General features: G+C 56.2%; 14 protein-coding genes. 2 read left to right on the top strand and 12 right to left on the bottom strand.

Features of this window, described 5'->3' with window-relative positions:
• Positions 1-18: 18 nt before the first annotated feature.
• Genes Q0721_RS03720 through Q0721_RS03710 form a run of 3 tightly spaced genes read right to left on the bottom strand, consistent with a single transcriptional unit; the run spans position 19 to position 2,773 of the window.
• Complete coding sequence (locus Q0721_RS03720) at positions 19-873, bottom strand: ABC transporter permease (protein WP_299025502.1); 855 nt, start codon at positions 871-873, stop codon at positions 19-21.
• Positions 874-903: 30 nt separating this feature from the next.
• Positions 904-1,755 carry an ABC transporter permease gene (locus Q0721_RS03715; RefSeq protein WP_299025499.1) on the bottom strand — a complete coding sequence of 284 codons (852 nt, stop codon included), beginning with the start codon at positions 1,753-1,755 and terminating at the stop codon, positions 904-906.
• Positions 1,715-2,773 carry an ABC transporter ATP-binding protein gene (locus Q0721_RS03710; protein WP_299025496.1) on the bottom strand — a complete coding sequence of 353 codons (1,059 nt, stop codon included), beginning with the start codon at positions 2,771-2,773 and terminating at the stop codon, positions 1,715-1,717. Before Q0721_RS03710 ends, Q0721_RS03715 begins: the two co-directional genes overlap by 41 nt.
• Positions 2,774-3,164: 391 nt before the next feature.
• On the opposite strand from Q0721_RS03710, the gene Q0721_RS03705 reads away from it, so the two are divergent.
• Positions 3,165-5,156, top strand: coding sequence for a hypothetical protein (locus Q0721_RS03705; RefSeq protein ID WP_299025494.1), 1,992 nt, complete (start codon positions 3,165-3,167; stop codon positions 5,154-5,156).
• Positions 5,157-5,176: 20 nt separating this feature from the next.
• Here Q0721_RS03705 and recR read toward each other — a convergent pair whose 3' ends face one another.
• The 5 genes from recR to Q0721_RS03680 are packed head-to-tail and all read right to left on the bottom strand — an operon-like array spanning position 5,177 to position 8,861.
• On the bottom strand, positions 5,177-5,785 hold the full coding sequence (recR, locus tag Q0721_RS03700; protein ID WP_299025491.1) for a recombination mediator RecR: 609 nt from the start codon (positions 5,783-5,785) through the stop codon (positions 5,177-5,179).
• Positions 5,786-5,811: 26 nt separating this feature from the next.
• Positions 5,812-6,162, bottom strand: coding sequence for a YbaB/EbfC family nucleoid-associated protein (locus Q0721_RS03695; protein WP_299025488.1), 351 nt, complete (start codon positions 6,160-6,162; stop codon positions 5,812-5,814).
• Between the two features lie 7 nt (positions 6,163-6,169).
• Positions 6,170-7,888 (bottom strand): DNA polymerase III subunit gamma/tau, encoded by a 1,719-nt coding sequence (gene dnaX / locus Q0721_RS03690; RefSeq protein ID WP_299025485.1) that lies wholly within the window; start codon positions 7,886-7,888, stop codon positions 6,170-6,172.
• A complete protein-coding gene (locus Q0721_RS03685) occupies positions 7,866-8,321 on the bottom strand; it encodes a DUF1992 domain-containing protein (protein ID WP_299025482.1) in 456 nt (151 codons plus the stop codon). Before Q0721_RS03685 ends, dnaX begins: the two co-directional genes overlap by 23 nt.
• A 12-nt stretch (positions 8,322-8,333) precedes the next feature.
• On the bottom strand, positions 8,334-8,861 hold the full coding sequence (locus Q0721_RS03680; RefSeq protein WP_299025477.1) for a lamin tail domain-containing protein: 528 nt from the start codon (positions 8,859-8,861) through the stop codon (positions 8,334-8,336).
• A gap of 58 nt (positions 8,862-8,919) precedes the next feature.
• On the opposite strand from Q0721_RS03680, the gene Q0721_RS03675 reads away from it, so the two are divergent.
• The gene (locus tag Q0721_RS03675) at positions 8,920-9,426 is read left to right on the top strand and encodes an NYN domain-containing protein (RefSeq protein WP_299025474.1); all 507 of its coding nucleotides are present in this window, start codon (positions 8,920-8,922) and stop codon (positions 9,424-9,426) included.
• A 107-nt stretch (positions 9,427-9,533) separates the two neighbouring features.
• Here the strand turns inward: Q0721_RS03675 and Q0721_RS03670 are convergent, their stop codons facing one another.
• The 4 genes from Q0721_RS03670 to Q0721_RS03655 all read right to left on the bottom strand — a co-directional run.
• On the bottom strand, positions 9,534-10,253 hold the full coding sequence (locus Q0721_RS03670) for a hypothetical protein (RefSeq protein WP_299025471.1): 720 nt from the start codon (positions 10,251-10,253) through the stop codon (positions 9,534-9,536).
• Positions 10,254-10,274: 21 nt separating this feature from the next.
• Positions 10,275-11,504 carry an ABC transporter permease gene (locus tag Q0721_RS03665; protein WP_299025468.1) on the bottom strand — a complete coding sequence of 410 codons (1,230 nt, stop codon included), beginning with the start codon at positions 11,502-11,504 and terminating at the stop codon, positions 10,275-10,277.
• A complete protein-coding gene (locus Q0721_RS03660; RefSeq protein WP_299025466.1) occupies positions 11,494-12,273 on the bottom strand; it encodes an ABC transporter ATP-binding protein in 780 nt (259 codons plus the stop codon). The genes Q0721_RS03665 and Q0721_RS03660 overlap by 11 nt, the downstream gene beginning before the upstream one ends.
• Positions 12,273-13,697: efflux RND transporter periplasmic adaptor subunit (locus tag Q0721_RS03655; RefSeq protein WP_299025464.1), on the bottom strand; the 1,425-nt coding region annotated here is incomplete at its 5' end. The genes Q0721_RS03655 and Q0721_RS03660, both read right to left, overlap by 1 nt.

The raw sequence follows: 13,697 nt of genomic DNA, 5'->3' as shown, positions 1-13,697 counted from the left end.
AAACCTCCCTTTCTGGGTCTAGTAGTTCGATGTGTAATCAATCAGCCCACGCTCACGGGCCAGCCGCTCACACCAGCGGAAGACAACCAAGCTGATGATCCCTAGCGCCAAGGTCATCACGGCCAGTAGTGCTAGTAGTTGTCCATCACTCAATGTGCTGAAAGTGGGGAAGGCTTGGGCCACACGTCCTACCAGGGCACGCCGCATCAGTTCCAGCCAGTAAGTGATGGGCAGCGCATAGCCTACCGGGCGCAGGTAGGACGGTAAGACGTCCAACGGGAAAATGGCCCCGGTAAAGAGGAACAACGCACCGGCCACGGCATCACCAATGTAATAGGAGTGGCGTGCCGTGAGCAAGGTAATCCCGGCCAGGATCAGCCCTACCAATCCAAGCATGAGCGTTCCTAGGACAAGGCTGACAATGAGCAGAGGCCATTGGATGGTGTTCAGCGCAAGAGGCATCTTTAAGTACCCGACCCCGAAGAGGATGATAATCAACACGGCAAAGGTGGTGGTAAGGAAGCGTGCCACCCCTCGCCCAAAGAGATAGAGGGGGATGTTTAGTGGTGCAACGTAGATGTACTTCAAGGTGCGGTAGTGTTCGCGATCATCTATCACTGCCCAGGAAACTCCCGTGGTTACGGCGCTAACGTATTGATAAAATGCATTGCCCAAGTATAGATAGGCGAACACGGGCGTATCAAAGGCTTGCTGGGTCACCACGCGGTACATTATCACCAGGATGCCCGCTGCAGCTAGAGGTTTGATGATGGAGTAGATGGCAAACAGGAAGGGATCTGTCCAGTTGGATTCGATTTGCCAGCCCAGCCAGGCGGCCATACGGAATGAGCGAATTGCAGGAGATCGAAGCATGCAAGGCTTTCCTTTGGTTTTGTGGGGATCTTAGCGTCGGTTTTCGGTCAAGCGGGCTTCTTCACGTGCTAGACGTTCCAGTGTCTTCAGTAGCCAGCGAGCTGCCACCAGAAAAACCACCGAGAGAACGGCCAGGACGCCGATTTCGAGTGGAACGCTTAAGAAGCCCAGGCTGGGGCCGCTGCGAAAGGCCAGTTGGCGCATGGCATCCAGCCCCAGAGAGAGGGGGATGATCGAGGCCCCTAGGGCGATCCAGAAGCCCAGATTTTTGAGCGGAAAGTAGAATCCTGAGAGTAGGTAAACTGGCTCCATGGCTAGGTTGACATAGTGCCATGCTTCGCGGCTAAAAAGCAGAAAGACCGAGGCAGTCATCATTCCCAGACCGTAGAGGGCAACCATAGTCAACACAAACACAGCCAGCAATTGCCAGGGATTCATGACCACATACCGGACGTTGAAAAGCCATGTGCCCAAGGCGATGATGGCGCTGGCACGCAACAAGGTGGCGATCATGCCACCCACTGCCATCCCTAGTAAAATTGCCATGAGGGGGGCTGGCGAGATGATGTACAGGGCTAGATTGCCCTGTTCCTTCTCCCAATACAGCTGACTGGACATGCTCCACAGGACGTTCATCCAAAAGGCAATCATGGCCCCGCCGATGACCACAAACCCCACGTAGTCTTCCGGTGCGCCAATCGCCCGATACACGTAAACGTAGGCGGCGACGTTAATTAGAGGCAGCAACACCTCAAAAATCATCCAGGATTTCTCCCGCTGTTGCCCGATCACGCGTGGGTAAGCGCGACCGATGACGGTTTGCAGGAAAAGGCGCCAGCCGCTATTCTTGTGGATCGGGGTGGTAGCCATTACTGTGCTCACGTTCAACTTCCTCCATGCGCAAGCCCACCAATTGGACAAAAACATCCTCTAGCGAGGGTTGCCGTTTCTGTAGGCTGCGCAAGTGTGCCCGCTGCCGTTCCAACTCCCCGATGACCAGAGGTAAGACCCCCTCTTCGGCTAGGGAGATCTCGATTTGCAACCCGCCGTTCATCCATTGGTGGTGTAAACGCAATACCCCTGGCAGATTTTCAAGCGCAAGTGGGTTGAGAGCTTGCTCAGGGTCAACCCAGAGTTGGAAAATGGCCTCGTGCTGGGTCGCCTGCTTCAAGTGCGTTGGGGTGTCGCAGGCTAGGATGCGCCCCTCGTGGATGATGGCAACGCGGTCGCATAATTCTTCCGCTTCTTGCATGTAGTGGGTGGTAAGCAGAATAGTGCGGTTGGGATTCTCGTCCATCCAGCGGCGAATGAATGCGCGCACTTCGCGGGCCGCCTGTACGTCGAGTCCAAGGGTGGGCTCATCTAGGAAGAGCACCTCCGGATCGGTCATAAACCCTCGGACGATGTTCATCTTCTGGCGCAGTCCGGTGGAAAGATCGGAGGACTTGGTGTTGGCGCGATCGGCCAGGCCAATCATTTCTAGCAACGTTTGAATGCGCTGATGAGCCTGGCGGCTAGGGATGCCATAAAATTGAGCGAACATCCAGAGATTTTCACGAACGGTCAGCAGCCCGTAGCCGGACGTTTCGCCGCCCGAGACCATGTTGATCCGCGGACGCACCTTCTCACTCTCGCGTACCACGTCAAAACCGGCTACCCAGGCGCGGCCACGGGTGGGAGAGAGCAGGGTGGTCAAGATCTTAATTAGGGTGGTTTTGCCGGCGCCATTGGGGCCTAGCAGGCCAAATAACTCACCGCGTGGCACACTGAGGTTTACCTCTTCCAGGGCCACGCGCTCGCGCAATTCCCCCTTCTTAGCGCCGCGAATCTTGTAAATGCGGCTCAGGGCTTCGGTTTGGATAGCCAAATGGTTGAGATTGGGTTCGGTGTTCACGGCCATTGACGCCTCCGCGGTTGATTGTAGAAGGAAGGGTCAATATCGTCAATGCCCAATTAGTGTAGACAACGAGATTCGTTTAGATAAAGGACCTGGCAGGCTACTCCCTTTGTGTGGAGACGCGTGGGTTGTCAGGTGATTGTAAGGTGAGCGTAGGGTAAGCGTAGGTTTAGCGTCAAGAAAGGCGATCTAAATTGTGCTAATATACAGGCAAGGGCGACTTCTCTTCTTCTCCTCCTTAAATAGCGAGCCGGGGTCGGCGTCTCCGGCTCGCTACGATTTAACGGCCTTATAATTCCCTTGAGATAAATATCCTCAGTTGTAAGATTGCAACCAAAGAATTTTTGATCTTCTATAATTGAGATATTCGTATATTTGCAGGTCGGTAACAAGTATGCCGGCGCGCCGACAAAGTATTGCCTTAACGCTGCTCCTGATGTGGTTGCTCCTTGGATTAGGGTTGTATTATGCTGCACACAAGCCCTTTGCCCCGCCGGAGGTAATGCGGTTATTGCAAGCCTTATGGCAACTAGGATGCGCAGTAGCGTTAGTGGCGCTTATGGGCGGTCTGGGGCGACATTTCTTCCCCCTGAACACGGTTTCTCCTTTGGAACGACTGGCCTTACAAACTGCCATGGGGGGCGGCTTCATGGCGCTGGTCACTATGGGGGTGGGAACGACATTGGGACTGAACCGCTGGCTACTGAGACTAAGTGGGCTCGTGCTTTTCATCGTGCTGTGGCGGGACATCTGGGCCTGGCTAGGGGAATGGTGTGCTTTAAAGCCCCTATGGGCGACGGCTACTCGAGTTGGGCGGTTTCTAGCGATAGGGAGTGGGCTTTTACTGCTGATTGCCATGTTGTTTGCCCTGGCCCCACCCTTGAAATGGGATGCCCTAGTTTATCATCTGTTGCTCCCCCGGGTGTACCTGGCAGAAGGGCGCATTGGCGATATAACCTGGTTAGTGCGTAGCGGTCTCCCGCAAAACGGTGAGATGCTTTACACCTGGGCGATGGCCTGGGGAGGCACGGAAGCGGCACCAACCCTGGGCTGGGCCTTGAGCCTTGTGGCCGTGGTGGGGCTCCTGGGATGGCTGAGCCGCGTTCTGGATGCCCGGGCGGCCTGGGTTGGAATTAGTGCTTTGCTGGTGGGGCAAAGTGTGTGGCAAGCCACCGCCTGGGGGTATGTAGATTGGCTGACGCTTTTCTATGGGGTAGCTTTTTTGATCGCCCTTTATGCCTGGCAGACGGAACACGATCCAAAATGGCTGGGAATAGCCGGACTTACGGTAGGGCTGGGTTTCGGGGTCAAGTACACGGCGGGTCTCCTCGGGATAAGTGGTGGGGTGGTCATTCTGGTTTATGCGTATCGCCAAGGCAATTCCCCTTGGTCAGCGCTGGGGCGCTTTTGGGGAGCGTCTCTTCTGGCAGGCATACCCTGGCTGCTTAAGAATTATTTTCTCGTAGGCAACCCCGTTTATCCGTTACTTTTTCCCTCTGGGGTCATGACGCCCTTTCGCCTGCGCCTGTTTCAATATGGCCCGTCCTTTGGCCATTCGGTACTGGATACCTTGTTTCTGCCGTTGCGGGCAACGTATCTGGGGCTGGAAGGAGCCGAGGGCTATGGCGCCGATATTGGCCCATTGTTGCTGGTGTTGAGCGGGCTGGCCGCTCTGGCCTGGCCTCTGGGCTCTCCAGCAATCTGGAGGGTGTTGGCTATCCTTGGGCTCACATTGGTAAGTGGTTGGCTGGTTTGGGCGGTTGGTGGGCGTCTTTCGAGCCTGTTGCTGCAAACACGGTTTTATTTCTGTCTCTTGCCGGCTTGGGCCGGGCTAGCGGCGTTAGGTGAATGGAGTAGCCGGCCTCTCATCTGGACAGGGGTACGCGTGCGGCGTCTGGTCATGACGGTGGTGAGTGTGGTCATGGCGTTGGGGCTCTTTCAGGCGCTGACCATGGCTCTGGAAAGTCGGACGTTTGAAGTTGTCTCAGGTCGGATTTCAGAGACAACCTACCTTACCCATCATTTAGGCGGTTTTGGTGAGGCAATGGCAGCGATTCGTTCGTTGCCGGCAGGGAGTCGGGTATTAATGATTTACGAACCGCGCGGCCTCTACTGCTGGCCACGTTGCCTGCCCGACGAGATCATTGACCGCTGGCCGGTGGATTGGCAAACTTATGGTAACCCAGAAGCGGTGTTGACCGCCTGGCGTGCCGCTGGGTTCACCCATGTACTTGTCAACCAGGCCGGAGTCACCTTCCTGCACCAGGAAGGCACACGCCCTTATCCGTTGGCAGTTTTAGAGGGGCTAGAGCGAACGCTGGCAGATCTGGCTTTGGTGCGGGATTTCGGCACCCACGTCCTTTACCGTTTGCCCGACCAGCCGTAGGAGCCTGTTTAGAGCCGCAGTCAATCCATTTCCTGGCGGCCTGCCAGGGCGCGTAGCAACGTGTTCTGGTCTGCGTATTCCAAATCTCCCCCCACGGGCAAACCACGCGCCAGCCGTGTCACCCGCACTCCCAGGGGCAGGAGTTGCTGGCGTAGGTAAAGCGCGGTGGCATCTCCCTCCAGACTGGGGTTGGTGGCCAGGATGATCTCGCGTACCCCACCCCGTTGCACTCGCTCCAAGAGGGGCCGGATCTTCAAGTCCTCGGGGCCAATACCTTCGATGGGTGAAAGCACGCCGTGCAAAACATGGTAACGCCCTTTGAACGCCGCCGTTCGTTCAATGGCCAGCGCATCCAGCGGTTCTTCTACCACACAGATCAGACTCTCATCACGCTCGGGATCTGAGCAAATCTCGCAGAGGGACTGCCCAGCACGGGTGATGTTAAAGCAATTCTCACACAAGGCAGTTTGGCTTTTGAGGGCCAGTAGCGCCTCCGCCAATTGGCGGGAAACCTCTTCGGGAGCGCGCAGCAGGTAGAAGGTAAGGCGCGCCGCCGTTTTGGGGCCGATGCCAGGCAGACGCTCAAACGCTACGGCCAGGTTTTGTACCGGTTCGGGCAGAACCGCCATAGGGAATTCCTCCGTCTGCAGGACTGCTAAAGCCCCAGGTTGCCCAGAGCGGCGCTCAACGGCCCGAGGCGTTCTTCAGCCAGTTTGCGTGATTGTTCCAACGCCAGGTTGACCCCGCTGACCAGCAGGTCCTGTAGCATCTCCACGTCTGCTTCCTTGATTAGGTCTGGGTCAATTTCAATTTCCCGGCACACTTGGTTGCCCGTCATGGTGACCTTGACTGCCCCACCGCCCACCGAGGCCGTTACCGTCTCCTCGGCCAGTTGGGCTTGTAGGGCTTCCATTTGCTCCTGTAATCGCTTGATCTGATTCATCATGCCGCCTCCCTGGGAAGGAAGGCCGCCGAAACCGCGCGGGATGCCTTTGCCTTTTGCCATGCTTCATTTACTCCTGATCGTGGGTGGGATTGGTTTCCTTCTTGACAATTTTTGCGCCCAGGCTGAGGGCGGTACTGACCATACCGTCGGGTTCAATTCCGAAGTCCTCGGGTAAAGAGGTGGCTTTGGTGCCCACAACGGTACAGACAATGGGCAAATCCACCCCCAGCACCTGTCGAACAGCTGCACGGGTCAGGGCAATATTTTCATCGGTCTCCATTTTGGATTTGAGCAATTCCGTTGCAAATCCTAGTACCAGTGCCCCATGATGTACTTGTACCACTTTGCAGGAATTTAAGAGCGCCTCAGTCTGAGTGCGACGACTCTTAACTATGGCCCGGATGCGTGCCCAGTTTTGCAGCACCTTACGGGTATCCGGTAGGTTCTCCGCTGAGGCAGCCGGCAAGGACGAGTTTTCCGGAGTGGCTTTGGAGGAGGCGTCGGTGAAAGGCGGTGCAGAGGCTGCAGGCGTGGAAACCGGCCGGGGGGTGGTCGCATCGGAGCCGGTGGGGGGCGTAGAGGCTGCAGGCGCCTGCTCCGCTGTTCTCTTGGGCGTAGGAGCGGAGGCGGGGAAGGGTGGAGGCGCAACTGGTTCAAGGGGGGTGGGGCCAGCCGAGGCTGGGAGTGGGGTAGCAGGCTGAGCCTGGGGTATAAACGCCAGGGTTTGAGCCAGAGCCAATTCTAAAAGCAAAGTTGGGTGCCAGGTCGAGCGGGTCTCGGTGGCTGCCTGGTTGAACTGCTGGATGGCGTGCATTAGGTAGGGGAGTGTGAACCGGCGTGCGTGATTGGTCATCTGGCTGCGTTGTTCAGGGGTAGCTTCAATCTGGTCAGTGCTGTCCATGACTATCAGCATCAGGTTGCGCAAATAATCTACCACTTGCCGGGCGAACTGGCGCGCATCTACACCGTTTTCCATGGCCTGGTGAATACACTGGAGCCCACGAGTAGCTTCATGCTGCAGGAGGGCCTCGATCAAATCCATGACGCGCTGATCGGTAGCGGTGCCCAGCAGGGCTTGGGCTGCGGTCAAGGTGAGGGCCTGACCGCTGGCTGCCAGTTGATCGAAAAGCGAAATGGCATCACGCAAACTGCCTGTTGCCTGGCGGGCGATCAGGGTCAGGGCTTCTTCCTCGGCCTCAATGCCCTCTTGCTGCGCCAGGGCTTTGAGTTGGCCCACAATTTTAGGCAAGGGAATGCGCCGGAATTCAAAACGCTGGCAGCGTGAGAGCACAGTGGGTGGAATTTTGTGAATCTCAGTGGTCGCCAGGATGAAGATGGCGTGCGGCGGGGGTTCTTCCAGCGTTTTGAGCAGGGCGTTGAAGGCGGCAGTTGAAAGCATGTGCACTTCGTCAATAATGTAGACCTTATAGCGCCCCTCCCCCGGCGCCAGGTTGATCTTGTCCCGCAGGTCGCGCACGTCATCCACACTGGTGTTAGAGGCCGCATCTATTTCGATCAGATCCAGAAAGCGCCCTTCATTGACAGCCTGACAGGTGCCGCACTGGTCGCAGGGACGTTGAGCAGGATCGGGGTGCAGGCAGTTCAGGGCTTTGGCTAACAAGCGCGCTGTGGTGGTCTTGCCGGTGCCGCGCGGGCCGGCAAAAAGGTAGGCATGGGCAATGCGTCCGCTGCGCACGGCATTGCGCAACGTTTGCACTACGTGTTCTTGCCCAATCACCTGTTCCCACAGGCGCGGTCGCCATTTACGGTAAAGCGCTTGGGGCATGTTCGTCCTCATCCAGGCGGGTAGAGCGGCGTGCCCGCTGATATATTCGTTCGATTTCTGCGCCAATATTCAGTAAGGGGCGCTGAAAACGTTCTACCGGGACTTGTAAATTGTAATTGAAAATGCGCTTGTTCAGGGCAGTTAAGCGCATGACGAATTTTTGTTGCGCCATCTCCCAGCAAGGTTGACCGACGGCCTGTGCCAATTCTGCCCGTGCCGTATTAAGTTCAGTTTCGATCTCGCGGCGGGTTTCAAGCCAAGGCAGGGTTAACCCGTTGGCGCGCAAGAGATGGAAGGCCAGGCGCCATTCATCCGGTTCGTAGGGATTCTCAGGCAGGCGGAGGGGCTGACCGCGTCCAGGCAAGTTATCGAAGGCGCCCGCCTCCATGGCGGCACGTATCTTCTCTTCTGCCAAGCGCTCCAGAATATCCATAGGGGACGTCTCTCAAGGAATGATGTATTCAGCCCGCAAATTGCCCTCAGGGTCTAGCAAGCGCACCTTATCGCCGCGGCGCCAGGCTGCCGTTTCGAGACCCCAGTAAAGTTCGATCACCGTGTTATTGCCGCGCCGGGTGTAGATGCGAATCGAGCCATTTTTGCTCAGGGTTAGATTGGGGAACTCAAAGCTCTGTCCGCGCGGAGTGAGCAAGCGCCAGCCCATTAGCCACAGGTCGCCGTCTCCCAAGCGTTTAAGTAAAACAGCCTCATGCTGCAAATCGCCAGGGGCCAACACTTCGGCGATGGTGATCCAGGCCTGATCCAGGGTTGGAAGTGTCGGCGTGGGGGAAACGAGAAGTGCCGAGGGGGACTGGATCTCGAGTGTTGCCTCTGGGGGTGCCGGTGCCCATGTGGGTAGATTCTGGCCGAGTGGGGCCGGGCGTTGGGCGCGATCCCACAAGGTGAGCACAACCAGGGTGGTCAGTGCGGAGACCAAAACGTTCAGGAGGATGTAGGGCAACAAACGCTTGAGCATAAGGCCTTCTATGCTGAATAATAGCATAAATTGGGCTAAAATGAGGGGTGAGAGTGCCATGGCTTACCTGATTGATGGACACAATCTGATCCCTAAAGTTTCCGGGTTGAGTTTGGCGGATCCGGATGATGAGACGCGACTCATTGAGATGGTGCAGCGCTTGTGCCAGCGCCAGCGCAAGCGGGCGGAGGTGTTTTTTGATCAGGCACCGCCGGGCTTAGCGGGGTCACGCCGTTTGGGATGGGTGCTGGTGCACTTTGTGCGTCAGGGCTTGACGGCAGATGAAGCCATCGCCCGTCGCCTCAAGACCCTAGGGGGTGAAGCGCGGAATTGGACGGTCGTTTCCTCGGATCATCGGGTCCAGGCCGAAGCGCGGGCGCGGGGTGCGCGTGTGGTTTCTGCGGAGGATTTCGCACGATGGTTGTTGGCAGATAAGTTGTCGGCACCGACAAAGCCGGCACCCGAGGAGGCTCCGCTTTCCCCGGAAGAGGTGGATTACTGGCTGCGCTTGTTCGGGGAGGGAAAACAAAATCGGGGTTCGTCCTCGTCCAGGCAGAAAAAATAAGGAATCCTTACCCCATAGACAGGGGGGCAAGGGCCAGGAATAGGTTGCCACCCCGGGAGGCAATCATGATTGCCTCCCGGTAGGATTTTATTGAGAGCAGAGGGGGTTTATTGGGCTGCTTTCTTTTCTAACATCTGGATCAGAGGATCGAGAAAAAGACGGCTTATGCCCAACGAGCGGCGTATCGCGGCCTGGGTGGGGTTGGGGGTGCGCTGAGCGGTGGTGTTGTTGGTCAGAGGTGCGAAACCCAACTCACCCCCTGGTGCTCCATCAGGTAAGGCGCCCGGGACTCCGACCGGTGCTCCTTCGGCGGGGCGTTGTGCCTGGAACTGGGCAATGCGGGTGGCACGCTCCGACTCGCTGAGATTGGCGAAGTTGCCATTCCTACCATCAAAGGTGCTCTGGATACCTAAGGACTCCATCAGAGCCCGGAGATCTTCTTGAGTCATCTGCAAATCCTGAATGTATCTAAGTTGCTCGGTGGTCAGGGCTTCCTCGATCTGGCGATAAACGGCATTCAGTTCCTCTGGCGACGTGGTGGCGCTGGTGCTAAGGGTCTTAACAGCTTTCCACAAGGGTAACAGGATTTGGGCTTGGTCGGGGGTGAGGGCCAGATCGGTTTCGTCCATTTTCAAGATCCCGATAGCCAGTTTGCTCTCCAAGGGTTGCTTGGCAAAGTCAAATGGTCGGGGCGTGCCTTGTTGGACTGCGTCCATTGGGGCGGCGCCTTGGGTGTTTGCGTTGGCCTGATTGCTGGCACAGGCGCTTAGTCCAAATGCTATCACCAAGGTTAAGTTAAGGGTGAACCACAGAATTGGTTTCTTCATAAGGATGCTCCTTCTGCGAGATTACTCATATCGTAGGGCCACGATAGGGTCTAGACCGGCGGCTCGGCGGGCCGGCAAATAACCGAATAGAACACCCACTAGAGCGGCGGAGGTGAAAGAAATACCAATGGCATAGGGAACAATGACGGTGCGCATGCCACTGACCATGCCAAAGAGATAAGAGCCAGCGATGCCTACACCAATGCCAATGAGACCCCCAAGGAGGCTGAGCACGAGCGCCTCGGTGAGAAACTGAATCTGAATGTCCTCAGGGGTGGCACCAACGGCCTGACGCAGACCAATCTCACGGGTGCGTTCCGTCACGCTGACCAGCATGATGTTCATGATCCCGATGCCGCCGACCAGCAGGGACACACTGGCCACCCAGATGAGAAGGTTGCGGAAGGTGGCCGTGGTGGATTCGCGGGCCTTGATGATGTCGGCTTGGGTGCGGATGTTGAAATCTGGACTGTCAAGGCTGACGTTATGGCGATTGACCAGCAGAAGGGTGATTTGTTCTACCACCTGGTCAATGTTGGCATGAGGTTCCACGGCGACGGTGATCTGACGTACCCGATTCCCCATAAACCGGGCAAACTGTGAAGGAGTGAATTTCTGGAATACTACTTTGATCGGAGTGTAAACGATCTGGTCAAAGTCGGTACCGGCCACCAATCCCTTTTCAGCCAGGATGCCGATGACCGTTAGTTGCGTTTTGTTAACCGTTATGGTCTGGCCGATGGGATCTTCATCGCCAAACAGTTTCTCGGCAATGGTCTTTCCCAGGACAGCAACTTTTTGCACTCGCTCTACCTCGGTGTTCGTAAAGTAGCGTCCGCTGGCCACACTTAACCCGCGTACGACGGGGTAATCCGCTGTCGTTCCCAGCAATGTTACACCTTCCAAGGTGATGTCACCCCGGCGTATGGTAACGCTGGCTTGTTGATCTACGGTCACCCCTGCCACCCCTTTGATCTTCTCGCGGATGGCGGCCACATCATCGTAGACCAATCCGCCCACGCTTTGGGGACGCTCGCCGGGTCCCACCCGGCTGAAGGTGGACGAGATGAAAATCAGGTTAGACCCCAGGCTGTAGATGGATTCGGAGATAGCGGCCTCGGTGCCGGCGCTGATCGCCATCATAACAATAACGGCAGCGACGCCAATGATCACCCCTAAAGTAGTGAGTAAAGAGCGTAGTTTGTTGGCGCGTAGGCTGCGCCAGGCTTCCCTTAAGATCTCAGCGATCATGATGTGCCTCCACAGTGGGTTCAGTGCGTTGAGCCGAAGCGAGCGGGGTGACTAGCGGCTGCCTGCGGTCATTGGATTGATCGGAAATCAAATGACCATCCCGGATCAGGAGGATACGTTCGGTGCGTGCTGCTACCTCAGGGTCGTGGGTGACAAGAACAATGGTGCGTCCTTGCGCATGGAGATTTTGGAGAAGTTCCAGAATTTCCTGCGACGCATGGGAATCTAAGTTTCCGGTGGGTTCATCGGCCAAGATGAGCGCCGGGTCATTCACCAGAGCGCGGGCGATGGCAACGCGCTGTTGCTGCCCACCAGAGAGTTGATTGGGATAGTGATGGGCGCGATCACCCAGTCCCACGCTTTCCAACATAGCCAAGGCGCGTTGACGGGCTTCCTCCGCAGAAAGGCGTTGCTCGCGGCGATAAAAAATAGGTAAAAGGACGTTTTCCAAAGCCGTCAGGCGAGGTAGCAGGTTGTAGGATTGAAAGACCATGCCGATTTTGCGCCCACGGATTAAGGCTAAGTCACGACGGCTGTATTGACTTACCTCGATGCCGTCTAGAAAGTAGCGGCCTTCACTGGGGCGATCGAGGCAGGCTAGGATATTGAGCAGGGTGCTTTTCCCTGAACCACTTGGTCCCATAATGGCTACAAATTCACCCTGTTGAATGGTGAGTGTGATTCCATCCAGAGCGTTTACCTGAGCCTCACCAGAGCCGTAAATCTTTTTCAGGTTCTCGGTACGGATGATGGGGTGATCCTGGTTCATTATTGCGTCTCCACATTCCCGGTTGTTACGATATCGCCCAAATTAAGGCCGGATTTGATCTCCACGTAGGTACTATCCTTTAGGCCCACTTCTACAATGGTCAGGCGGGGTTGACCATCGGCGCCAACGACAAAAACGGCATACTGTCCGTCCCCAAGGTCTCGAAGTGCCTCGAGGGGGACGATTAAGACGTTCTCGGCGCGGGCGGCGATGATGGTTACGGTTGCGTTCAGCCCCTCAAGAAGGGTTTCCTGACTACCGGCTTCCATCTCCAACCTGATTGCGCCCTTCAGCACCTGATAGCCATTGACGGTTTCGAGAGTTGGGTTGAGCCGGATGACTGTGCCTTTGAAAACCCGATCGGGAAGGGCATCAAAGATAATCTCGGCCTCGGCGCCGATCACAGCCTTATCCATATCGGTCTCATCAATAGCAAACTCCACAATGGGGTGGAAGAGATCGGATAGCGTGATAAACGTGGCGCCTGCGCCCACAGAGATGCCAACCTGTCCGTTGATTGCCGTGACAACCCCCGCAAAGGGGGCTTTCATCACTGCGCCTTCGAGGTTCTGACGCGCCTTCTCGAGGGCCAGCCTGGCGTTGTCTAGTTTGCTTTGGGCCTGGGCCAATTCCACCGGATCAATGCCGTTGTTTTTCTCTAGCGTATCTACCTTGGTCTGAGCCCGCTTAAGGTTGACCTCGGCTACGGCCAGGTTGGCTTGCGAGGTCTCGATCTCATAGTCGGTGTATCCCAGGCAGTAGGCATAATTGGCGTAGGCTGTTGCCACTTGATTTTTCAGCGGCAGAATGCGGGTGAGGTAGAAATCGGAATCGTACCGGCCGCTAAAGGTATCCAGTTTTTCTTTCAGACGCATGTATTGATCATAATAGGCTTGGATGGTGTCTCTGTCGCAACGGATCCAGCCTTTTTGCTTAACTTTTGATTTGGCGTCGTCATACGCTTTCTGGGCTTCGGCGAGGGCTAGTTTAGCGTTGGCCAGGTTGGCAGCAGCATTATCATAGAGAGCCTGTAATTCATTTTCGGCTAAGGTCACTTGTAACTCGGCATCTTTCACCGCGACTTGAAGTGAACCCAAGTCGGCTAATTCGGCCAGTACTTGTCCCTCAGTCACTTTATCGCCCACCTGAACATTTAGTTTTGCCACTTTGCCTGAGACTGGAAACGAAAGTTGGGCTTCGTGAGCGGCCACCAATGTGCCGCTACCAGTGGTGGAGAGAACGATGTTGCCACGGCGAACCACGGTCGTCTTAAACCCGGCGGTAGGGGTAGCCGTGGTGAGAGCGGCCTTACTCTGGATCACAAAGCCAAGGCTGATGATGAGAAGGAGAGCTAAGGCCAGTAAGGGAAGGTAAACCCTCTTGGGTACTTTGAACAAAAATTTTTCACGGGTTTCCATGCGACA

The organism is uncultured Thermanaerothrix sp. (assembly GCF_938028735.1).
Lineage (GTDB): Bacteria > Chloroflexota > Anaerolineae > Anaerolineales > Anaerolineaceae > Thermanaerothrix.
The sequence above is the reverse complement of the archived record's forward strand: the minus strand, read 5'-3'. Positions and strand labels throughout refer to the sequence as shown.